This is a genomic window from Micromonospora sp. NPDC003241, from assembly GCF_053589795.1.
Window position 1 is genome coordinate 1 of the sequence record NZ_JBSFSO010000005.1, and the last position, 24,173, is coordinate 24,173.

At 68.7% G+C, this 24,173-nt stretch carries 6 protein-coding genes; 3 read left to right on the forward strand and 3 right to left on the reverse strand.

Features of this window, described 5'->3' with window-relative positions:
* Both ACWDVW_RS05935 and ACWDVW_RS05940 read right to left on the reverse strand, forming a co-directional pair.
* The coding region (locus ACWDVW_RS05935; protein ID WP_449945373.1) for a hypothetical protein at nucleotides 1-5,006 on the reverse strand (5,006 nt) is incomplete at its 3' end.
* A 417-nt stretch (nucleotides 5,007-5,423) separates the two neighbouring features.
* Complete coding sequence (locus ACWDVW_RS05940; protein WP_449945375.1) at nucleotides 5,424-19,172, reverse strand: hypothetical protein; 13,749 nt, start codon at nucleotides 19,170-19,172, stop codon at nucleotides 5,424-5,426.
* Between the two features lie 304 nt (nucleotides 19,173-19,476).
* On the opposite strand from ACWDVW_RS05940, the gene ACWDVW_RS05945 reads away from it, so the two are divergent.
* From ACWDVW_RS05945 to ACWDVW_RS05955, 3 genes are read left to right on the forward strand one after another with little or no spacing between them, the layout of a single operon-like run.
* Nucleotides 19,477-19,812, forward strand: a complete 336-nt coding sequence (locus ACWDVW_RS05945; RefSeq protein ID WP_449945377.1) for a WXG100 family type VII secretion target — start codon at nucleotides 19,477-19,479, stop codon at nucleotides 19,810-19,812.
* A 36-nt stretch (nucleotides 19,813-19,848) separates the two neighbouring features.
* Nucleotides 19,849-20,160, forward strand: coding sequence for a WXG100 family type VII secretion target (locus ACWDVW_RS05950; RefSeq protein WP_449945379.1), 312 nt, complete (start codon nucleotides 19,849-19,851; stop codon nucleotides 20,158-20,160).
* A gap of 58 nt (nucleotides 20,161-20,218) precedes the next feature.
* Complete coding sequence (locus ACWDVW_RS05955) at nucleotides 20,219-22,969, forward strand: galactose-binding domain-containing protein (protein ID WP_449945380.1); 2,751 nt, start codon at nucleotides 20,219-20,221, stop codon at nucleotides 22,967-22,969.
* 10 nt (nucleotides 22,970-22,979) lie between these two features.
* Here ACWDVW_RS05955 and ACWDVW_RS05960 read toward each other — a convergent pair.
* A partial coding sequence (locus tag ACWDVW_RS05960; RefSeq protein WP_449945382.1) for a WXG100 family type VII secretion target occupies nucleotides 22,980-24,173 on the reverse strand: 1,194 nt, incomplete at its 5' end.

A 24,173-nucleotide genomic window follows, 5' to 3' on the forward strand; every position in this document is an offset into this window, starting at 1 on the left:
TGTGCGGCTTGTTGGGCGCCGACGACGGTTGACAGGTCGGTGCCGACTCCGGACAGGGTAAAACCGTCCGGGACCGGCTCGCCGTCAATCGGCTCGATTTCAGGGGTAATGGCCGCGTTCATGCCGGACATGCCGGCTTCCGAGGCGTCGGTGATGTCCCAGCGGGCGGTCCTGCCATCGTCGGTGACCGCGAGTAGCCGCAGTTGTCTGTCAACCTCACTGAACGACAGGGCCGCCACGTCGTAGGGAACGTGTGAGGCGTTGTCCACCTGCCGGACCCGTAGCCCGGTCTCGGTCTCGGTGAATTCCCACAATCTCAGCGTGTCGTGAAGTCGGTCGGCGGTCTGGTCGGTGTAGCCGACGGCGAGGAGAAGACCGCCACCCGGTAGTTTCCCGAAATCTACCGCCGCCACGATCCCGACGCCGACGGTGGTTAACGGGTCTCCAATTTCGGTGACCTGAGCCGTGGTGATTCTCCAGACCCGCACCTCGCCGCCGGCCTGGTTGCCGGCGGCGAGAATAAGGTCGCCACCCGGTAGCTGCCCGACGGTCACCGCCGTCACCGTGTTGTTGCCGCTGATCAACCGGTCTCCCAGCCGTCGTCCCGTCGGCCCGGTGGTGGTCTCGGTGATTTCCCACAACTGGACCGCCCCGACGGCATCGCCGATGGCGAGGACTAGGTCGCCATTCGGTAGTTGCCCGAAGTCCATCGCCGTCACGGGGCCGGTCTCGTTGAGCACTCGGCCTGCCGACTGTGCCGACGTCCCATTGGGGGTGTCGGTGATTTTCCACAACCGCACCGCTGTGTCGTAGGCGTTGCCGGCTGCGAGGAGAAGGGTCCCGTTCCGCAGCTGCCCGAATTCCACCGCCAACACGTTCTCGGTGTAGATCATGGGCAACAGGGCTCGCAACTCGTTGACCCCAGCCGCGGTGACTTCCCACAACCGCAACCTGTGGTCGGGCCCGGCGGATGCGATCAGATCGCGTTCATCCAGCTGCCAGGCAGCAGCGCGCAGAATAGGAGGGCCATCTCTGTCCGTGAGCACCTGGTTGAGCGGACCGGTGGGCCGAAGCGCCCAATTTGGTAGGTCCACGGTTGGGCCGGATGCGAGCGCGAGGCCGGCATCGGTTTCGATCTGCCACGAGTCCTGCGGGTAGTCGGTGAAGTGCCGCGCCGCGCCGGCCAGCGTCGCTACCGCTTCGATTATCGCTTGGTACTGCTCGGCGCCATCCCCGTTGGTGTCGAACGTTGGTACCAGTGCCAGGCCTGGCTCCGGCCGATGGAGCCGCAGCGAAGAAGGAGAAGGAGTCAGAGCCCGCCGGAACTGTTCCACCTCGTTGGACGGGTGGGTACTGAGATCCAGAAGCGGTTCCACCCGGTTGTGTCGCGTCCACCAGGTCTCCGGCTCGGTCACCAGTTGATTCGGGTCCACCGCACTGCCGTCAGGATTTTCGAACTGCTGGTTGATCCTTTCCCAGTCGAGGGTCGGCATCGGTCCCTGCGGAGAATCCATGACGACGCTGACGGCTTCAGTCGGCGATTCTTCGGCCCCGCCCACGTGGAGGCTGTAGTCGGCCAGCACAAGCGCCCGCAGGAACCGTTCGACAGCGGCAGGCGGTGGTGTCGGCGAACCCCACACCTGCCGCGTCGCGAGGCTGCTCAACCGCGTTCGTAGATCGTCGTTCAGCGCCGAGTACAGAATGTGCATCGCACGGGTCAACGCCACGGCGTCCGGTTGCTGAGCCCAGTACGCCAGGAGCCGGCCTCGAACAGTGGCCCATCCACCCCATTCGGCCAGCCGCCAGCCGAGTGATGTCACCGCCTCCGCCAGTCTGGCCTCACTGGGGCTCAGGTCTGCTGCCAGGTTCTGTAGCCGCTGCGCCAGCGGACCCGGATGCGCTGGTGTGCCGAACTCGGTCACGACCCGCTCGACAGGGCCATAAACCTGCCGCCACATCCGCAGCTGGTCATGATTGCCGGATTGCATCCCCGAGATGGCTGGCGGGGTGAACTGGTCGATCTGCTCCGCCGTCACCGCCACTGGGTCTTGCAGGTAGTCGTCGAGCGCGGTAGCCGCCTGCCGCACCGCCTGCATTAGAGTTCCCAGCCAGGCGACCGCGCCCGCGGGCACGGGTGGTTCCATCCCGACGAACGTACGAGCATTTCGCAGCAGGTCAACGAAGCGCACAGCCGACTCGTACCGCTCTCGCAGCCGATCGAACAGCGGGTACCCGGAAAACTCGGCAGGATCCGTCGCCAGCCGTTCGTCGTGCCGAGTCCGGCTACCAGCTATCGCTCCATCCACCGCCGCCTGCCAACGGCTCTCAAGGCCGCGCAAAACTACGGCAGGCGCGGGACTGCTCGGCGTCAACCCGAAACGACTACGGACCGGCGAGAACCTGCCAGGACTAGCATCGTCCTCCTGCAACACCAGAAGCGGGCCAACCGCCCCGAACACCGCACCATATTTTGCAGATCCCGACCGACCCGACTGGGTCTGGACCTGGACACCGAAACGTGCGGCGAAGACCTCAACAAGGCCGCGATGACTTTCGAGGTCGTTGTGGTTATTCAAGGCCTGCATCGCCGTCCGCAGATTCGCAGCAGTCCAACCAGCGAACAACCCCGGATACGCCTCCTGGTCAAGCAGCCACACCAACGACTCCATCAACGAATCAGGCCGCTCCGCGTAGCCCGCAAGCACCTCCTGCACAGCCAGTTGGTGAACATCTCCCCTCTGGTGGACCACGAGGAGCCGCGGCCGCCCGTCGATCTCACTGAACGCTACCTCCCGCACCGTGTCGACGTTGTCGCGCGGCCCGTTGAACACCTGTCGAAAGCGTGTTCCGGCAGAGGTCCGGGCAATCTCCCACACCACCAAGGTCTGATCGTCGCTGTGGCTTGTGGGGAGCTCGACGTTGATTGTGGCGAGGTGCAGAGCGCCACCTGGCAGTTGCCAGAAAGCCATTTCCGTTGTCATTGGGGTGTGGTCGGTCAGTAGGTCTCCCACTGGCTGTGCCGTCGACCCATTGGCGGTCTCGGTGATTTCCCACAACCGCGTCGGCGCGCTAGGGTGGCCGGTGGCGAGGAGAATACTGCCCCCCGGCACCTGTCGGAGAGCCATTGCAACCACTACCTGGTTGACGCTGATCAGTGGGCCGACCACCGGCTGTGCCATCGGCCCACCGGCGGTCTCGGTGATTTCCCACAGCCGCACCGTTCCGTGCTGGTCGACCAATTCGTCGTTGAGCTCCGTACCCCTACCGAAAGCGATGGCGAGGGCCAGGTTGCCACCCGGCAGCTGCCCGAAGGTCATCGCTGTGATGCGTCCGTCGTCGCGGAGAATTGGTTCACCCACCGGCCGTGCCGTCGGCCCATCGGGGGTCTCGGCAATTTCCAACAACCGCACCGCGCCTGGCTTGGTGGAGTCGTAGGTCTCGGCGATGGCGAGTAGAAGGTTGCCATCCGGCAACTGTCCCAACTTTACCGTGTATCCGCCGCTGGTCGGCAGCTCCAGCGCCGAGGTGAACCCAGCCGTGGTGATCTCCCCAAGCACCACCACCTCGCCGTCGTCGACAAGGAGTGCGACCAGGTCGCGTGCACCTAGCCGCTCGACAGCGGCATCCTCGATCCGAGAGGCGAAATCGACGACCGGGCCGGTGTCGGCAAGCGTCAATGTGGCCTGGCTGGCCGAGGACGGGTCCTGCGTCGACATGCCCAGAGCAGCATCGGGATCAGCCGGCAGCCTGGCGTCGCGTGAGGGGGGGCCGGCGTGGCCCGTGCCGCCTCGTAGTCGGGGCATCCACTGGCCGTTGGTCAGGCGGTAGTCAGCGCCGGTCGGCTCGCCCGTCTCCGGGTGCACACTGTGCACTCCCTGCTCGTCGACGAGCACCGGAATTCGCAATCTTTCTTTTTTGCCCTGCACCGTCTGCTGGACGCTGATGTGGCCGGTGAAGCTTGTCTGTGCCGGTATGGCCCGGTTCGTGTCCCCGGAGGGCTGCCCGACCGCCGGTGCCGGCGCAGGCACCGCCTGACCGGGATCCCGGTCCCGGAGCGTGTCCACTGCGGTTGGCCGGCCGTCCCTGTCGACAAGCAGCACTGTTGTGGAGCCCTTGCGCAGCGCGGCCATCTGCCAGTCGTCGGCCAGGACGGTGACGATCCGAGGGCCGTTCTTGCCCGGGGCCGCCCCGATCCACCAGAGGTGCCCACCTTCCGACATCAGCCACGCGGCCGTGGGGGCCCCGGCCTGCGCGTCGAACAGCACAAGCGCCGCCGAACCCGACGCGCCGCGCAGTGCGTCGACCAGTGCGTCGGCGTCCACCGGCTGCCTGATCCCACCGACAAGCGCGGGTAGGTCCGCGACAGCAACCGGCAACAGCTTCCGGACCAGCCCCGTCGCCTCCGTCTCAGTGCCGAAACGGGCCAGGTACACGGCGGCGGCCAAAGTCCCGGGTGGGATCAATGCGCGCCCGTCCTCGGGTAGGTCGCCGAGCAGACCCGCGACACGCAGCCGGCCCGGCGCGTCTCCGCGCACCACCCGCTCGTACGCGGCTCGTAACGCCAGCCGCCCGGCCACCTGCGACTGCGGCAGCACCCGCACCCATGCGGCGTCCTCCCACGAGGTCTCCCGCCCTCGTGGGTCGACCGGTACGAGTCGGTCCGGCTGCTCCGAACGGGCCTCGCCCACCGGCACTTGTAGCTGCATCCGATACCGATCGGCGAGGTCACCGAGCGCCTCGGCATGGTCCGGAAGGGGACGCGAACGGCGAACCGTTGACGGCGCCAGGATCAACCCGTCGGCGAAGGGCTGCCCGTGCAGGTAGTCCAGCCCGACCGCCGACTGCGGCGTCTCCTCGATCAGATGAATCAGCGTCCCCTCGACCAGGGACGGCGAGGCGATCCAATTCGCCAACGCGGTCAAATGGCTCTCCTGGGTCCGCGCACCAGTCAGCACGAACCCGCCAGGAACGGCCATGATTTCTTTACAAACGTTCCTGCCGAGCATCCGACACCTCGCCTCGTCGTCGACACCAACAGGCCCAGCGCCAACGCCACACGCCCCGGCCGCCGTCCACGATTGCAGCCGGCACCAAGACAGTGAAAGTCCCTATTCAGGGTGGTCCTCGGGGCCGGCGGGAGTGTCATGTCAACCAGGCCGCAGACCGAGGCCACGCCCTCGACGCCCTGCAACTGTCTGCTGCGGCGCAAGAAGCCGCCGCGAACACACCACCGGCTGTCCGCGCGTTGGTCGCCGCCCGCAGCAGTCTCACCCATACCGCCGCTGGCGACGTCACCAACTACGCGCAAATGCGCAACAGCGCCCTCGAACTTCTCGACACCACGCCCGACACGCCGCTTCCCCGATGGGCCTCAGGCTCCGCTCCAGGGCCAGGAAGCAGCGGGCGGGCCTCCGGGCCGCTGCCTAGCAGCTCGCCAACTTCTCGATCAGCAGGTTCAGCAGCCTCTCGTGCTCGGGTGCCGGCACTCCGTTGCGGTCGGGGTGGCCGGGAATGCCGAACTCGCGCACCTGAGCGCGCAATTCGTCCATCCGGAGCACCCAGAACGACTTGTCGAGCGGATCGAGCACGCATGCGTCCACCGCATCGATGCCTGGCCAGCTTCCGGTCGGCCCGGGCGTTCGTGCCCGGGTCACCGACATCCTGAGTACGTGGTGGACGGCAGCGAAGGCCAACGCGTTGCCCTGCCCGTAGTCGAGACCGACGCGCCGGCCCTGAGTCGAGCCTTCCCCGCGTTCCACGACGCCCCACGCCAGCATCACTGCCAGCTCTCGGAACGCCTCCCGTTCGTACATCATCTGGAGGAGCTGGTCGTTCCACGGTTTCCGGGCCTGCCGATCGGTCCTCACCTGAAGGTAGTCGAACGCGAACGCCGTCGGCACGGGACCGGCCGGCACGAGCCACGGCTGCGTGCCGTCGGGACCCGCCGCCGCAGGTAGGTGCGGCGCGTCGGTCGGCTCGGCGACGCTCCCGGCGAGATGTACGAGGTCGAGGATCGCGCGGTAGGGAGCCGCCATGCGGTTCTCCGGATCGTGGAGACTGATTGCGTGCATCGCCTCGATGCTCTCTCGCTGGGAGAGGTCGGCGATGTGCTGGCGGAGGTAGTGCTGGGCATCGGACCAGTCCGCCTGACCGAGCCATCCGGCCAGCACCCTCGGCACGGCGTGCAGCGGGTCGACCAGCACCGACATGTCGGTCGTGCTGACGATCCCGGCGATGCCGCGGATCGACCACAACTCGTCTGCGAACCGTTGTGCGGTGGGGCGGGAGATACCGTTGCCCGTGCGTGGGGAGAGGGTCAGCGACAGTTTCGCGTCCGCCGGTACACCAGCAGCGGTGAGTTCGTCGTTGAACCTGCCCGGCCCGTATCGACGGGCGCCGGCGACAAGTTCTGCCGTGGCGGGGTCCAGAGTCGCGAAGGCCGATACGTAGCGCTGGTAGCGGGGCAGGCTGTTGATCGCGGGGAGGCGAGCCATGTCGTTGTCGGCGGGTGGCAGGTACACCCCGGACCGGACCGGCAGCAGCAGTGGCTGCTGGGCCTGACCAGTCCCGACATGTCCCGTATCGCCGTCGTCGATCGGTTGCCGGTCGTTCGTTGCTGCGGTTGTGTCGGGTGCCTGCACCGCCACCGGTGCCTCGGTCAACTCAGCGGGTTTGCCGGTCAGCGTCTCAGCTCGGGGTGACAGGTTGATGTCGGTCAGCAGCCCGGCGATGCCTGCCTCGGTGAGCTTGTCGAGCGCCCAGCGCAGCAATTTGGTGCGTGCAAGTCGCGCTCCGTTCGGCGTCGCATCGTTCGGCTGGATGCCCTGCTGTTCAGCAAGGCGATCGAGCTGGCCGATCAGGACCTGGATGTCGCTTTCGGCAGGATCGGTGCCGGCGAGGTCCAGCAACATGTCAACCACGTGGCTGACAGTCAGAGTCTCCTCAGCGGATTCGGGATCGGCGTCGACCGGCACATCAATCTCGGTGGCTGGGTTGCCGCCTCGGAAGGCTTGCCGGTGAAGCCGCGTGGCCTGGTCATCGATGGCGTTGATGACACTCTTGTTGGGGCGTGGCGGCCCCTGCATCGAGCCCGACCGTCCGAGCGTATGGACGAACCCCTGGTGAGCGAGGTCGGCATCGACGGTGATGGCCAAGGCGAGCCGCTCGCCCAACTGCTGCACTGTCCATGGTGTTGGCTGATCTGGTGCACCGATGACGATCCGGGCCGCACCGGAATAGGCCAGCTCCTCTGGGTAGCCGGTCGGTCGAATCCATAGGCGGTTCTCGACCAGGACGAGGTCCCAGCCCGTCAGCAACTCGTACCTGCCGGCTCCGAGGTGGAGCAGATCAAGACCGGCGATCTTGACGGTGTGCGGCTGTGGTGAAGGATGCACGGTGAAGTACGTCGCGAACGGGCCGAAGGTCGGTGTGTGTGAGCGTGAGTAGGCATTGAAGTGATCGAAGAGATTGCCGGGAACGACCTGCTCCGAGGCCAGCACCAGTGTTCGGTCGTCGCCGACCAGCCGGGCAAGCTCCATGGCCTGCGGTGCGCTCACCGGCCCGGACGTCACCAGCTCTACGAGCGCCGTGCTGGGCAGGCCACCACGGACCTGGGTCAACACATGAGGCGCCGTGGCGGCGTCGCCGACCTCCACCACGACAAGGCGGTGAGTCGCTGCCGACAACCGGGCCGGCGGTTCCGTCCGAGAACCTGCCGGGCGCAGGAAAGTCCCGGCTGGCCCCAGGTCGACCGACTCAAATCCGCCGATCTGTGGCATCTGCGTATGCGGTGCCGTCCGCCAGTCTCGCGTCGAACCGGCCTTCAGAAGCTGTTGCTGAAGATCGAACTGCGTCTGGGCTACCGAATCATAATGCGCGTCTCTGGTCAGTGCGTTGGCGTACTCCCACCGCGCGGCACGTCGACCCTGCGCGAACCGGTGTCGTAGCCGGGGCAATGCCTCGATAGGCCCGATGGTGGAAAGCCGGCGCTCTGCTTCCGAGAGCAGATCTCGCGCACGCTTGACCACGTCCCTCTGTAGCCGCGCGTTGGCGTAGTAGCGGGGCCACTCCTCATGCCGATCGTCGCCCGGATCGCGGGTGTTCCACATGTGATTGAGGGCGTCTTGATTCGGTGTATGGCGGGACATCTGAGGTTTACGATCTTCTGCTTGGGCCTGCATCGTGACTACCTCAGCCACGAGCAGTTGCTGCATCAGTTCGACGAGAGTCTCGTCGACCGATGCCACCGTGAGGTCCATCCGCCATGGCCCTGGGTCGAAGACGGCCTGGGCGTGGGCTCTGTCAACGTCGACGAACGTCGTCATCGGCGGCAGGTCGATCCACCGGGCAAGTAGACCCACCAGCTGGAACCACGTCATCCGCTGCTCGTTCCAGCCTAGGCTACCGTCGAGGAGCTGGTACCGCTCGCGTACCCATTCCCGGGCGAAGTTCCATAGGTGTGGATCCAGCGCATCGGCGAGCCGCCGGGTCGATGAGGGGGCCGGCTCCACTCCGACAGGGGACAGGTACGGCTGGTACCTGTCGAACGGCCCGTCTCGGTGTTGATCGACGCGGGACAGGTGCAGCACTCGACGGGGGCCCGGGTACGTCTGCACTGGCGGGCTCCGGTCGCTGTGGACGACGATGTTGACGTTCAGCGCCCTGGCGATGGTCGCCGGAAGATGTCGGCCCAGCGCCGTCGCGTGCAGGTCGACTTGTACCAGGCCCTCCTGCAGATGCCGCGTGCTGGTCGCGGTGGCTTCGATGATGAGGTGCACCAACCTCACACGAAGCGGATCAGAATTGGTCAGTGCCCGCATGAGCTGTGCTCTGAAGGCGGGAGTCGTCTGTTCCACCCGTCGGGTGAACTCCGCCCGCCACTGGCTGCGCCGGTGCTCCCGGACTCGCGCGCCGCTCGCGGCCCGTACCGCCTCCCGGATCGTGTGGTCGTCCGCATCGGGCAGCCGACGCCGCACTGCGGCTAACGCTTCGGCCCGCCACCGACCGATCTGCTCCGGCGTCGGCTCCGGGGCGCGGTAACCGGCGAGGAGTACGGCCAGCGTGCTGAAGGGCAACTCCTCGGCCAGCAGGGCGCCGCGCCCACCGGCCACGTCCGCGAACCGCGCTGGCTCGGCCGTCAGCAGCCCTGCCACGAAGTCCCGCAGATGGCTGGGTGTGTGGATCTCGGGAGGGAGTGGGACGCCCTGCCCCGCCGCGGCATCGAGGATCGCCCCCAGCAAACCCCGGTGGGCCCACTGCCTCTCCCCGGCCGAGGTAAGCGCGGCAGGATGAGGTGCGGGCGTCGCCGCGTGCAGCCGGGCCGCGATCTCGCGACGCAGCAGATCGACCTGGCTCTCGCCCGCCACATTCATTCTGGGTCTTGTCCTCGACGCCAGCCAGGACGCGACCGAACCCAGAATGGCCACGTCCTCGACGGTGGCACCACTGGTGGGAATGGTGTCCAGGAGGCTCCGGGCCTCCGACGCGAGGCTCGGTATCGGGCCGGGCGGCGATCCGCCTCCGGCCAGCTCGCCCAGCCCGACCTGCTCACGCTGGAACCGTTCGTGCCAGGCGCCGACCGTCGCGCCGCTGCGCCCCAGTTCCTCCCAGAGCCCCGCCACGCTTGCCTCTCGCAGGGTCAACTCGGTATCCGCATCGGTGACCGGTGGTGCCGAGCGCAGGTACGCGTCGGCCCGCCGCTGGACGCCCTGCAGGTAGTCCAGCGGAAGGCGGAGGGACTCGAGGTTGGTGACGGCGTCGCGAACTGCCATCTCCGGGGCCGTCCCGGCGACTGCGGCGACGAACGCGGCGGGATGCTCCGACGTGGTGACGACCGGCCACACCGGACCATCGCCCATGCCCCGCACTGATCTGGAGTGGGGTTCCAGCGGTGGATACCACGAGTTCAGGTGGAACAGCGCGGCGACCTGCGCGCGTCCTGCCTGGTCCAACCTCAGGGCTGCCAACAATGCCACCAGCTGCGGTCCTCCCGACGGGTCGAGGAACCACCCCCGCACCTGCTGTGGTTCTGACCTGGTCGTGGCGAAGTTCGTGCCGACCGGATCCGCAGCGGAGCCGGGCAGGACCGAGGCCACCAAGCCAGGGCGTGCCGTGGCCGCCAGGAGCGCCCACACCACGAGCACTGGGCCCTGCAACCCACCCAGCCCGGTCACCGGGATGCCGGGATAGGTGAGGCCGACCTCGACTGCATGGGGTCTCGCTCCGGGCGCGCCCACCTCCGGCGGAGCAGCGGGGTTCAGCCAAGGCAGTTCCGGTGAACCGAACAACCGGGTCAGCGCGTCCTCGTGGGCGCGAACGAGGCGTTCCAGCGCCGCCTGACGGTCGACCGACTGCCCGGTCCCCGCCGCCGGCAGCGGTGCGTAGTCGGCCGTGATCACCATCCTCTGGACGAGTACCCCGTACCGCCGCATGGCCTCGACCACGACTCCGAGCGCTCGCCACACCGGTGCGCTGTCCACGAGTTCCGTAGCGTGGATGACGAACATGTCTGCTTCTTCCGGGTCCGGCTCGATCCTCAGCCGCGACCTGCGGCGACCCGGAGACGCCGTGGACTGTGCTGCGTTCAGCACAGACTGTGCGCCGGCCAGCGCGTCGGCGAACGGGTCTTGACGGTCCTCGGGAGCCACCCACGTCCACGGCTCACCCGGCACGTCGTCGCTCCACGAGCCGTCGATGGTGAGAGCGAACGTCCGCCCTGATCCGGCATCGCCCAGGCCCCCCAGTGCGTTCGCCAGAAAGTACGGCACGGGTGGTCGGCCGGCGTCGATCCGATGCCGGAGCCAGTTCACTGTCTCCGACGGTTCGGGCCACCTCCCGTGTCTGTCCGAGGCGTTCGCCTCGAACGTCGCCGGCAGAGTATCGCGCCGCACCCGGGGCCGACCCATGTGTGCATCGACGGTGGTCGAGTCGAGGACCAGCGTGTCCCACTCGTTCCGGTGCAGGAGATCCCGCAGGGCTGCGGTGTCGGGCACCTGCGACACTGCGTGGTACGCCGCCCGTACCGCCTCGTCCGGCAACCTCAGCTGCCCGCTGGTCAGTTGACGGAGCACATCCGAAACGGGCTGATTTCCCGGCAACCGACCGGGGACGAACACCTGGTCGCCACCGGCCGCCCGCAACACCGCAGCTCGGTAGGACATCCCCAGGGCCGGATCGGTCAACCGGACTGTGGCCGTGGCCGCGTCCAGTCCCGCCGTCGACTGACCGGCGGCCAGGATCTCGGCCAGAAGATCGGCCTCCGGCACCTCGTGTGCCGGTGGCAGCACCGCCGGGATTGTCGGGTCGTCCCGGACCGGACCCAAGCCCTGCGCCATCGGGTGATCTGAGGGAACCCGCAACGGACGGAAGATGGTCACCATCGCGGCGGCCTGGGCGCGGGTCGACTCGTCGGCGAGCAGTCCCACCAGCCGCCACCCGTCGAGTCCCAGTTCGAAGGCGTCGTCCGCGTGGTCGCCGGGCGGCCGGAACGGCCAGTCCCACCACTGCGGATCGGGGAACGGTCGGCGGGCGAGTTCCACCATCTCTGCGATGATCCGGAGCCCGGCCTGGGGTATGCCGGGCCACAGGAGTTCCTTCCGGGCATCCAGTCGAAGCCTGACGGCGTCGGTGGATTTCCAGGCCACTTCGACGGACAGGCCACTGGCCTCGCGGTGGGCTCGGAGGAACCCGGCGAAGCTCGAATAGCCGTACTGTGGCGGTGGGTTTCTTCTGCTCGCGAGGCCGATCTGGTCCAACGCGTTGAGATGTGCGTAGTAGAGGTGGGCCAGGCGGAGGTAGGCGGCGGCGTCCGCGCCGTACCCCGTCCTGACCTCGACCGTCGCCTCGTTGACCGTGAACTTCAGGTCTCTGAGTGTGTCGAGCACGTCCGCGAGACCGGCCCAACCGCCCCACCCCGAGCCGAACGTGAACTGCAACGAGTACCGGCCGTCCGTGGGACGCCCCACACTCACACCGGCTACGTCCGACAGGTTGGCGAAGGCACTCTTCGCCTGCGGTGAAGCGCCGTTGAGAGACGACAGGAGGCTGATCGACATGCCGTCCGGCACGGGTGCGTCCCGGAGCAGCGGGCTCAACCATTCGTGCGGTGCGGAGTTGGGTCCCGCAGCCGCGCCCATCGCCCGGATCAGACCGGCGACATTCTGCGGGGCGTCCTGCCGACCGGCGTGGGCGGTGATCCGGCGGAACACCTCGGCGCGCTGATACGGCGCGGCGTACCGCAGGGCTGCGGCGCTGACCTCGGCGACGTCGCCTCGGGTGAGGGTCGCCGAGCCGTCGTGGTTCCACACCGGCCACAGGTCTGACGTGTCGAGGCCGTACCTCTCCTCGTCCAACCGCTGCCGCCTCTGATAGGCCTCGATGACCCGGCTCGGCCCGGCCGGGCCGCCGCCACCGGCCCCCTTCGGCGGCCGACTCAGATTGGCGTACACCGCGAGCGACTCCGCCGGGACATCTGCCCTTGCGGCGACTTCCAACAGACCGCGGAGACCGAGCCAGCTACCGTCTCCGTTGAGTTGGTGGACAAGCTTCGGTGGAACGCTGCCCTGCTCGAGCACAATGTTGTACAGGTGGTCGGTGTACGTGCCGGTCAACTGCCGCGCCGGCCAGTCGGGGCGACTTCGGATCGAGTCGGCGACCGTGCCCACCGCGGCGAACCTCATCGCACCGGCTTCGTCGGCGTCGTTGAGCCGTTCGAGGTCGTCCTGTGGGTCGATGACTGCTGGATCGACACCCAGGACGGAGGCCAGCGCGAACAGTTTGTCCGACGGGACGCCCAGCCGTGACGCATGCTCTTCGATGTCGGGCACCTGCCCGATCCGGACGCTGAAACCGGTGACCCACCAGATGCTGACCCGTAGCGCTGCGGACAGTTCGTAGCGCCGGTGCAGGTCGAGGCCGAGCTGATCAGCCATCTCCGACAGGGTCGTCAAGTACTGCGCACGGTGGTGATCGGTCAGGTCGTCCCACAGATGCTCGACGAGCCCCTCAATCGGCTCGACATGCGACACGCTGGACGTCTCGTCATCCGACTCGTCCGCCATCTCGACATCCGAATCGCCGGCGGTGCCGACATCGGAGTCGGTGTCCATCGCCGATCCTGGTGCGCCGGTGTTCGTTGCGGAGGGCAGACCCAGCACACTGGTCAGCCACCACCCGAGATCGACCTGATCACCCGTCCAGTCGGTCGGAGCCAGCCTCCAGTCGGTGAGGAACGCCAGCGGCACCCGCGCGGCCCAGAACATGTCCGTCTCACCGAAGCTGTCGGTCTTGGGCCACAGTCGTCGTAGCACGTCGTCGGCGAGCGCCGGGAACTCCTTGGGCGGGTCCTGTTGGCGCGGCAGCGCCGCCACGATCGGCCCGAGCTGGATTAGCGGCACATCCCACCGTGCAGCCATGCCGAACAGCCACGTCACGGTGTCGGGATGTGCGTCCGGTGGCAGCGGTGGGACGTCGGCGGCCTTCAGTCCGCCCCATCGGCGGGCGTAGGCCAGGGCTGTCGGCACCGGCGCCGCCAGATCACGGGCGGCGTCGAGTACGGCGACATGGTCCAGCCACGGACGGTCGATCAGGTCGCTCCCGACCTCATGGCGCGGGATGCCTACCTGTTCGGCGAGCCAAGGGGCCAGCCACAGGTCCGAGTCGCGTGCTGGCGGCAGCTGTGAGCGGGCCGGCGGAGGTTCGTCCTCGTCGAACCGGCGCGCCGATTCGTCCATCGCCTGCTCCAGCAGCCCGATCCAGTCCATGCCCGCGAGACGCTGGTGATACTCCTTAGTGTTGGCGTGGCCCACCCGGAACTTGCTGAACATCAGGTCGTGCAACTCGTTCGGGGTCAGCCCGTCGGGTCCTGATCCAGTGGGCAGGTGTGCCCCGACCCAGAAGGTCCACGCCGGAGGTGACACGGGCTCACCGTTCGGCCCTTGCGTGAGCAGGCGAACCAGGTGTTCGACGGTCAGCCGGTCGTCCGACCGCTCGGGCGCACGTACCGCCAGCCGGTTCAGAATCGACCGTATCGGCAGGAGATCCAGGATTTTCACTTTCAACCGCCAGGACAGATCCAGCGCGATCTCCGGCTCGACCCCGGCCCGATAGGCGAACCAGTCCAGACGGTCCGGCACCTGGCCCGTCTCCGCGATGACGTCGAGCAGTTGCGCGATCTGCTCCTTCGGCAGCTGCAGTTTGTCGACCATCCGGGCTACGCGCGGCAGGTCAATCGAGGGGAGCTCGGCCAACTTCCGTACCTGCTCCTCGGGCACCTTCCACCGGTCGGCCCAGCCGGCGGCGTCCCGCGCGCTCAACCTCGTCGACGCCAGTGTCGGACCAGGTCTCAGATCAGCCGACTGCCGAATCGGCCGGGCGGGAGCCACTTCGTCCAGGAACCGCGTGATCTGAGGCATCGGCACGTTGCCGACCAACCGATATACGAGCTGTGTCAGGTGGGTTGACGGCATGAGGTTGCTCAAATCGGTGACTGGGAATCCGAGCCCGCCGCTCAACTCCGCATACCGCGTGACATGCTGCAGCGACTTGAACCCGAGTTCCTCAGCGATCAGTCCCACCTGCTCTGCCACGCGCTCGCCCAGATTCTGCACCTCATATAGCCGTAGTCCCGCCGACTCGGTGCCGATGATCCGCGTTGCGGTCCAGATGATCTCTCGGATGGCCAACAGGCCGGCCAGGTCGACCCGGCCCTTCGTCGATAGCCGTTTGGCCGAACTCATTACCGGCGGTCGCTCCGTCTCGCCGGCGGGAGGAGCGGCCGTCTCTTCGGTGGCCGGAGCGGCTGCCTCCACCGCCTGGCGCTCACCCTGGGCGTCGGTCGAGGTGACTGGCCCGAGGCCGAGCTGCCCGGCCAGCGTCGCCACCACCTGCTTGCGTGACTTCCCGATGTCCCGGGCCGACATTCCGAGCCCGATGGGAATGAGCATCAGGCCCAGTTCCTCTGCTACACCGGCGATGTCGTCGCCCCGGTGGACCTGCTCGGCGGCCCAGGCAACGGACCGTCCGGCCAACCTGTCCGGCAGGGTATGCACCAGTTCCAGCGGCACCCCCCGCTCGCTCAGCCAGCGGAACGACGGAAGATCCTCCGGACCCAGTCCGAGTCGGGCGCTGAGTTCAGCCAGATACACCACCTCGACATCGGTCGACACCCCGAACGGCCCTAACCGTTCACGCAACCCCGTCAGCAGCTCGCCGGCCGTGGCCACCCTGACACCGGTCGTACGATCCTTTACCACGGTGACCAGTTCCGCACCGAAGATCCGCAGGGCGCTCGGCGGCAGACCGAGATCCTGGGCGACCGCGTACCACGCCCGCCGGACCGACTCCACGAGATCCGCCGAGGCGCGCTCCTCAGCGTCGGTCGGGTGCGGCCCACGCGACGCCGCGATCGCGTCGACCGTGAGAGCGGTGACCTCGTCCGGGTCCGGCAGGCTCTCGATCAGACGTACCCACTGCCGTGCCTTGGCCTCGTCGCGGCCCGTCACACCCAGGTCGCTGACCAGCCGGGTCCATCCGTCGCTGTGGAAGATGTCGTCGGTCTGCGGCTGCTGACTCTCCAGCGGGGCAGGCACCGACATCGGCTCGTACTCCGGTGGTGGCGTCTCGTGCACGAACCGGTCCGCGGTGGGCGTGTCCAGCACCAGCTCCAGTGCGCCGGCGAGCCGGAAAACAAGCGGCGGCAGGCCACGCACGTCCGCTGGCTCGATCTGCACCAGTAGTCCGACACGTACCCGTCGATGGACGACGTCGTCTCTGCGGAGCGTGCCCAGGGGCATCGCGTCGACCAGCGCCATCCGGAGCCTTAGCGGGCCCGCCGCCGCGCCCTGGGGGCGCAGGGCAACCGTGAGCAATCCTGACAGCCCTGGCCCGGACAACACCTGGTGCAGCGTGTCGGCCCACATCAGCTGCCGTTCGGCCGCTCGCCAGCGGCCCGCCTCAATCTCCGCGACGACTGCGTCGTGCAGTGTCCGTACCGACACCGGATCGATGGCGGCCACCCGCGCCAGGCGCCGGCGCACCGCCTCCGGTGGAAGATTCAGCACCCCGAGCTTCAGCCGGTCCACTGTCGCGGCCAACTTCTCACCCGTACCGACCAGTTCGGCCCCGCGCCGCGCCACCCGCAGCCCCGGCCCGGACAACACCTCGTCCGACACCAACGCTCGCAACTGCATCAGCGCCGCGCGGACCACCGGCAGGTCAACCCTCGGCGCATGCCCGGCATGCTCCCACCGCACGGTCACCAGGAACGGAGCGGCATACCACTGCGCGGAATCTGTTGCGCTTAAATGCTGGTACGCGTCGGCTGGCTCCGCGCGTACCACAAGCCGGATCCCCCGGTCGTCCGGTCTGCTCCCGCGCGCCGGGTGCAGCACCACACCGCTGTCGAACAGACCAGAGGTACGCCATCTCGTCAGTTGCTCGGCGCTCAACAGGTCACGCAGCACGACGCGCTGACTGGTGACCGCAGTATCGAAGGTCACCGCCTCCCATCGCGAGTACTGCAGATGCGGCGCGTGATCCCTCACCAGGCTCTCGGCCAACGAATTCACGCGGCCCGGCGCGGCTTCGTCGACTTCGGACGACGTGTCGACGTCCATGCGGTCCGGCGTCGCTTCGTCGACTTCGGACGACGTGTCGACGTCCATGCGGTCCGACGCCGCATCGTCGGCGGCGTCCTCGGCGTCGGGCGCCGAGATGAACGCCACCTCCTCGACGAGCAGTGGGAACTCACCCGGCACCAGCACAGCCGGCGGCCGTAGGTCGACCGCCACCGGGACCTCGGCGGGAGCGGGCGGACTGGCGTCGAGTTCCAGATGTTCGTCCGGATGAGCGGCGGTGCTCCCTGGCGGCGGTTCCGGGTCGAACGTTCCCATCGGGCTGCCGGCCAGCAGGAGTGACGTGGGATCAGGTGGGCCATCCGGCCCGCTGGGCTGACTGCTGGTGCCGGGGAGTGCGACCGAAACGCCCGGGGGATACTGCGGCCAGCCCTCGATCAGCACCGTGCCTGCAATGGTCGGATCGAACACCGGCTGCGGGTAGGTGACCATGATCTTGTCGCCGCCGTCCGGCCGGCTCACCCACACCGTCGTCCTGTCGAACCAGTAGACGGCCGGACCAGGACTGCGGTTCTTCAGCCGTACGCTGTGCCCGTCCACGAGCAGATAACCGTCGCTCGTCATGGCGGCGGCGCCAGCGATCGCTTGCTGACTTCGAGGCTGTGGCCAGCCGTCTTTCACCTCCGGCTTGCTGCGGGCCGGGTCGAAGACGGCTCGCGGGTAGGTGACCATGAACTCTTCGCCGCCGTCCTGCCGGCGTACCCACACGGTCGTCTTATCGACCCAGAAATCGACCTTGCCCTGGTACTTCTTCCCGGCACGGACGTGCCGACCGAAAACGCTCAGGTAGCCGGTGCCCGTCACGGTGCCGTTTCCGGTGACCGCCTGCTCGCTCCGAGGTCGCAGCCAGCGATCCTCCACTACCACCGCCGACGGCTCTGCGGCGGTCGGGTCGAAGACGGGTCGCGGGTAGGTGACCATGAATTCACCGCCGCCATCCTGCCGGCGCGCCCACACGGTCGTCGCGTCGTACCAGTAGTCGACCCGAGCATGGCTGTGCATCCTGCCGAGGAGCACGCCATGATTGTCGACACTCAGCCTGCCGTTGGGCTTCACGATGCCGGTGCCCGACACCGCCCGGCCGCTCGGCGGCTGTGTCCAGCTGTGGCTCATCTCCGGCGAGCCGTGAGTCGGGTCGAGGACCGGTCGCGGGTAAATGACCATGACCTCGCCACCGCCGTCCTGCCGGCGCGCCCATACCGTTGTCGTGGTGAACCAGTAGTCGACCTTGCTGCGGCGGTGCTTCCTGCCCAGATAGACCTGACGCCCGCCGAAACTAAGATCGCCGCTGTTCGTCACGGTGCCGGTGCCGGTGCCGGTGGGCACCGCTTCCTCTGGGGATTGCGGCCGTGCGATCCCCGGCATCGGCTCCTCGGCCGGTCTTACCAGATCGGCCGGATTCACCGTCTGGACCGTTTCCGCCGTCGCGGCCGAGTCCGTCGCGGCGCCTGGGGCGCCCAACCAACTGTGTTCCCAGTACGCCTCCGACTCGGGATCCGCGCCGGGGGACCGAGACGGCCGGGACGTAGCGTGCGTTGGAACGTCAACCGCGTCGCGCAGCAGGGCGTTCAGGAAAGTCGCCCGTCCGTCCGGGCCGAACACCACCACATGGGTCGCGGGATCGCGGAGCGCTGCCGACACCCAGCCCTGGCCCACAGGCACGACGACCGGCCCCACTCCACCACCCGGAGCGGGCGACGCCCCGAACCACCACACCACTTCGTCGTGCGCGACCAACCAGCCCAGCTCACCCGTACCCGCACCGGGCCGCATCCGCACCAGCGCGGACGAGTCGGGGACCCGCAACAGGCCGTCGAGCAGCGCGTGGACATCCGCCGTCGGCGCCGGTGCGCCACCCGTCACCGACAACACGTCGGTCACCGACGCCGGCATCACCTTCCGCGTCAGCTCGGCCGGGTCCAGCCTCGGCGGCAGGCCGTGCCGCACCAGACGGAACGCCATCGCGACGGCCGCCGACGGCACCGAGACCCCTAACCGCTGCTGCGACTCCGCCAACCGCCCGGCCAACGTCTCGATCCGGGTCCAGTACGGCGAGGTGCGGTCCGACGCGATCTCGATCGCGGTGCGTACCGCCTCCCGCGCTGCGATGTGGGACCACGGCAGTCCTCGTACCGCCACGGCGTCGTCCCACGACGTCTCCCGACCCGTCTGATCCACCGGCACCAGCCGCGCCGAGCGCGCCGACCCGACCGGTACCTGCACCTGCACCCGGTACAGATCCGCGAGCTTCTCCACCGCCGTCGCGTCGTCCACCAGGGGGCGCCCGCCGACCGCCCAGCGCTCGACCTCCCACGGCACCAGCACAAACTGGTCGGAGAACGGCTGCCCGTGGAGGAAGTCCGCGCCGACCGCCGAACGGGGCTTCTCCTCCGCCAGGAAGACCAGGGCCGCGTCGACCGGTCGCACCGCGGCGAGCGTGGCCGCCAACGCCGCCGAATGCCCGGTCTGCGTCAGCTCACCGGTGAGTACCAGCCGGCCCGCCACCACGAGAATCTCCCGGCATTGGTGAGCGACCGGCACACCATCACCCCCCGGTCGTTTCTCCGGCACCGCCAGCCTGGGATGGTTTCCGCCGCTCGGTGCTCTGAGCCGGCCGCCGTGCCCAGGACATCCCCGCCGCACGGTGGCACGACTCGCCGCACGGTGGCACGACTCGCCGTATCACCGGTAGTCCCTTTATGTCCGCACCGGGCGTCCTCACCGTCCGGTGCGGCCGATGTCCCTGGAACTGGTGACTGTCGCGGTCCCGTGTCGGCAGGGCAGGCTGGGACGGGACCGCCGTCCGGACGGCCAGGAGGCCGAGCGGCATCGACCGGGAGGGCCTATGAAGCTAGTCGACATCACGCCGCAGATGCTGTTGGACGGTTCGCAGTCCTGCAGCGACACCGCAACGCAGCTACAGGCGCGGCTCGCGGCACTGCGACGGGACGTGGACGACCTGGCGTCGTACTGGTTGGGGCCGGGTTCGAAGGCATACAAGCAGACTATGGACGAGTACGACAGCTGCGGCCGGATGCTGAACGAAGCCCTGACCGGGATCTCCAGAGGCCTGCAGCGCAACGCCGGGAACTACGCCATGGCCGACGAGACGACGGTGCGCACCATGCCCGAGATCAACGGTATTCCGACGGCGAACCTAGGGCCTGTGCCCGGAGCCTGACCGGAATCTTCAGCCCGCCCGAGTGGAGGAGTTCGCGTGACCGACAGTATGGGTAGTCGCATCCGGGTGCCCCCGGAGTTGGAGTTCGCCGGTGGCAGGCTCAAGAGCACGGCCGACGAACTGGTCGACATGCTCGTCACCCTGAAGGCCAAGCTCGTGCCGCTGGAGGAGAGCTGGGTCGGCGAGGCCCACGACGAGTACGTCGGACTCCAGGGGCAGTGGAACGCCGGAGCAAACGGCTTGTTCGGAGTCGACGGCGCGTTGGGCGACATTGCGAACGCCGCCAACCTCGCCTGGAACAACTACACCGAGGCGGAGTGGTCGAACCTGCGCACCTGGCGCGGCTGACGATCACCGCAGGCCGGAGGTCTTGAACATCCGAGACCTCCGGCTCGTAGTATTCGGCATGATCCGTGATCAGCGAGGCCGTACCTCCGATGCGCAGTCGCTGGTGGACGGTGTCCCGCCGGAGCAGGCTGGGGAGTCGTCCCCGGGTTGGCTCGCGGACACCAGCCGGTTCCGGAAGCTCGGTTCGGCCCTGAACTGGGTCGGTGACCGGGTGGCCGTGGTCGGGGCGGACCCGGCGGGAGTGGTCGCCGCGGCGGCCACCGGGCTGGTGGCGGAGCGGGACGTCGTGACGGTCATCGGGCCGCTCGACACCGTTGAGGACTGGTCGTTCGTCGAAACGGTGCTGCCGATCGCGGTGCCGCCGGGCAGCCGTGCCCGGGTGGCGGTGGCCGGGGCGGCCGGTCGCGGCCTGATGGGTCGGCTCGCTCGGGAGTTGACCGCCACCCTCGACGTGCCCCGTGCCGAGGTGCTGCTGGTCCCCGGAGGCTCGCTGTTCGCGGTGGACGGCTGGCTGCGACACACCCCGGACGGCGTGACCGTCCCGGCCGGGCACCGCAGCCCGCAGCCGCCGTGGGAGAGCGACGTCGACGAGCTGTGCGCCACGACGTGCCCGGGTGACCTGGCACTGCTTCCCGTACCGGCCGGGATGTGGCTGTTCCGTCGGCTGCCGGGCACGCCGATGCCGGACTACGACGACCCCGCGTACGGGGTACCGATGGACGCCGATCGGCCGGTGCTGCTGTTCGGGCGGCCCGGGCAGCCGGAGCCGGAGGCGGACGCCATCGTCGAGTTCCTCGACCGGCTCCCGTCGCGGCTGCGGCAGCAGCTCGTGCTGGCCTCCTACGGGTCGGTGACCACGACGGCTGCGGCGGCGACGAGCCTGGCTCGCGAGTCGGGTGTCCCGGTGCAGGTTCACACCGGCCTGCCGGCGCTCACGCCCGACGGTCGACCGACAAGTCTCGCCGTCGACCACTCGGCCGCCACCTGGGAACCGATCGCGACCGCCCTCAGCTTTCCGCCCGACGGCCCGGCCCGCCCCGTCGGGCCGGTACGGGGCCTCGACGGCTACCCGGAACTGGCGGAGAACGTCTTCCGGCTCGGTGAACGGTGGGTGGCCGAGGTGACGCAGTCCGGCCTGTGGGTGCGGCCACCCGAGCAGGAGCACGCCGCACGTCTGGTGCGGTCGCACCCGTGGACCTCCGGCAAGGTGCGGATCTTCGTGGGCGTACCCGGCAAACCGCCCCGGTACCACGTCTTGCCGGTGCTCGGTGCGCTGCTGGGCCGGATGCCCGCCGAAACCCGTCGGCGGGTCGAGTTGTCGCCGGCCCGGTTCGCGGTGGCGGCCGGGGACGATGCGGTCCCGACGCCGGCCTCGGAGCAGGGTGCGCTGGCGGCCCCGGTGGTGCAGCGCACCGTCGTGCTGCGTGCCCCGCAGGCCGGTGCAGGCGGCGCGAGCTCGGGCGTACCGGCGGCGCGACCGAGGACGACGGGTGCGAAACCGGCCGTAATGATCCCTGGTCGGGGCTCGCCGATCGCCGACCCGGTCCCGTCGGGAGTCGGCCCGTCGACGCCGATCACCGGCGGAGTCTCGCCGATGTCCGGTCCGCCGGCGTCAATCGCCGGCCCGGTCAACTCGAAGCTCGACCAGGTCGCGCCGGCTGGTGGGCGCATTCCCGAACGCGGAAGCGCCATCGGGTCCGGGTCCGGGGCCGACGAGAAGACCGCGCCGCTCTCGGGCGGCCACGCCGGTGGGAACGCCACGGCCGGGCCCGACCTGGTGGCCGAGCCGACGATGCAGTATCCGATCCGTCCGGTTTCGCGCCACGAGGCCGTCCGTCCGGTCCGCCGCGACGAGCCGGCGCCGGAGCAGGATGCGGAGGCCGAGCGCCCGCCGTGTACTGAAGCGCCCCGACGGCCGTCGTCGCCATCGGCCGGTCCGGACGATGAACGGCGACACCCGTCCGGGTCGGGGCCGGACGGCCGGCGGCGGCGCAGGCCCCGGATGTCGGCCCAGATCCTGACCGCGGTGGCGGTCCTGACGGTGGCGGTCGCCAGCGGGTACGTGCTGAGTCCCACCGGGCAACCATCCGGTGCCGACGCGCCGCCGGGCTACGCCGTACCGCCGCCGCCGGGCTTTCCGGAGATCCCCGCCGGGACCCCGGCCGCCTCCGACCCGTCCGGTAACCCGGCCGACGCTCCGTCCACCTCGGTCAGTCCCGCGTCCGGCAGCAGCGGCCAGACCAGTGCGGCCCCCGGCCCGAGCTTTCCCGGGCAGAGCCCGGCGTCATCGGGCCGCCCCGACCGGGTGCCCGCACCGGTGGCCCCGCCCCGGCCCACCGGGTCGCCGTCCCCCGCACCGAGTGCCACCCCCACCCCCCAGCCGGCGGCGTCGTCGGCGATGCCCGGTCGGGTGAACAGCTCGGGACGGAACCTGGCCCTCTCCGGAACTGCCAGTGCGTCGAGCTTCGAGACCATCTATCGCCCGTCGAGCGCGATCGACGGGGACCGGGAGTCCCGGTGGGGCAGCGCGTTCACCCCGGACACCCAGTGGCTCGCCGTCGACCTGGGTGAACTCTGGCAGGTCACCGAGGTCCGGCTGCGGTGGGAGCGGGCCTACGCGACCGCGTACCGGGTCGAGGTGTCCGCCGACGGCGGGACGTGGCGGACGGTCTACCAGACCGGTAGCGGCGCGGGCGGGACCGTCGACATCGCCGTCACCCGCACTCCGGTCCGCTACGTCCGCATGATGGGCACGGCCAAGGCGATGCCCGGGTACGGGTACTCGATCCACGAGTTCGAGGTGCGCTGAGGACGGCGGCTCACCGGTTGTTGGTGAGGTTCCTGGTGTTCTGCTCCTCGACGTCGGTGTACATCGTGTGCGTGTGCTTCATCCGCCGGATCGCCTCGTTGAGCACGTCGCGCACCTGCCCGCTCAGACCGTCGACCTGATCGAGCAACAGCGCGAAGTTCTTGCCGGCGGGGCTCATCCAGTAGTCGCGCAGCGTGCGGAACTCCTTACTGATCTCGTTCAGCTTGCCTTCCAGCGCGTCTCGTTCCGTGGCGACCTTCCTGGCGGCATCGGCCAGCTTGTCGAGCTCGACGGCGAAGGTGAACTGGGTGCCGTCCGGGTTGATCTGGGTGATCGGCGTGCCGTCCGCGTTGGTGATCACGGTGATCGAGGGCTTGCCGTTGTCGGTGTACGCCCACTTGATGTCGCTGCCGCTGGTGCCGTACTCGATGGTGACCGTCTTGGTGCCCTGGGTGCCGTACGTCGGTCGACCCTCGGAGTCGAAGGTGGTGAACGTCCAGCCGTTCTGCTCCATGCTGGTGACCGCACCGTCCGAGTTGCGGAAGATGGTCGTGCCGCCGGAGTAGGTCCACTGGAAACCGCCGCCGGCCGTCGGCGTGATGGTCACCGTCTCCCGGGTCTCCGAGTTGACGCCGGACGTCGGCGCCCCGTCCGTATACGTGATGACCCATCCGTCGCCACGATCCTCGGTGAGGATCTGGCCTTCCGAGTCGTACGTCACGACGCTCTCGTCGTCGTACGTGTAGACGGTGTTGCCGTCCCGGTAGCTGATGGTGGCGGTGACGCCGGGCCGGTCCTCGGTGGCGGGGATGTCGACGTAGTGCGGACGGTTGTCGGCGTCGAACTGGCTGTAGGTGGTGCCGTCGGCGCGTTCCTCGGTGACGATCTTGCCCTGGGCGTTGTACGTGATGACGGTGTCGTCGGCGTACGTGTAGAGGGTGTTGCCGCCTTCGTAGGTGATGTCGGCGCTGGTGGCGGGGCGGCCTTCGGTGGCGGGGATGTTGATGTGGCCGGGGCGGTTGTCGGCGTCGAAGTCGCTGTAGGTGGTGCCGTCGGGGCGTTGTTCGCTGAGGATCTTGCCGCTGGCGTTGTAGGTGACGACGCTGTTGTCGGCGTACGTGTAGAGGGTGTTGCCGCCTTCGTAGGTGATGTCGGCGCTGGTGGCGGGGCGGCCTTCGGTGGCGGGGATGTTGATGTGGCCGGG

What these genes read in the sequence shown, in the direction of transcription:
- ACWDVW_RS05945 (WP_449945377.1), top strand. Translation starts at nt 19,477, where the DNA reads ATGAAGCTAGTCGACATCACGCCGCAGATGCTGTTGGACGGTTCGCAG.
- ACWDVW_RS05955 (WP_449945380.1), top strand. Translation starts at nt 20,219, where the DNA reads ATGATCCGTGATCAGCGAGGCCGTACCTCCGATGCGCAGTCGCTGGTG.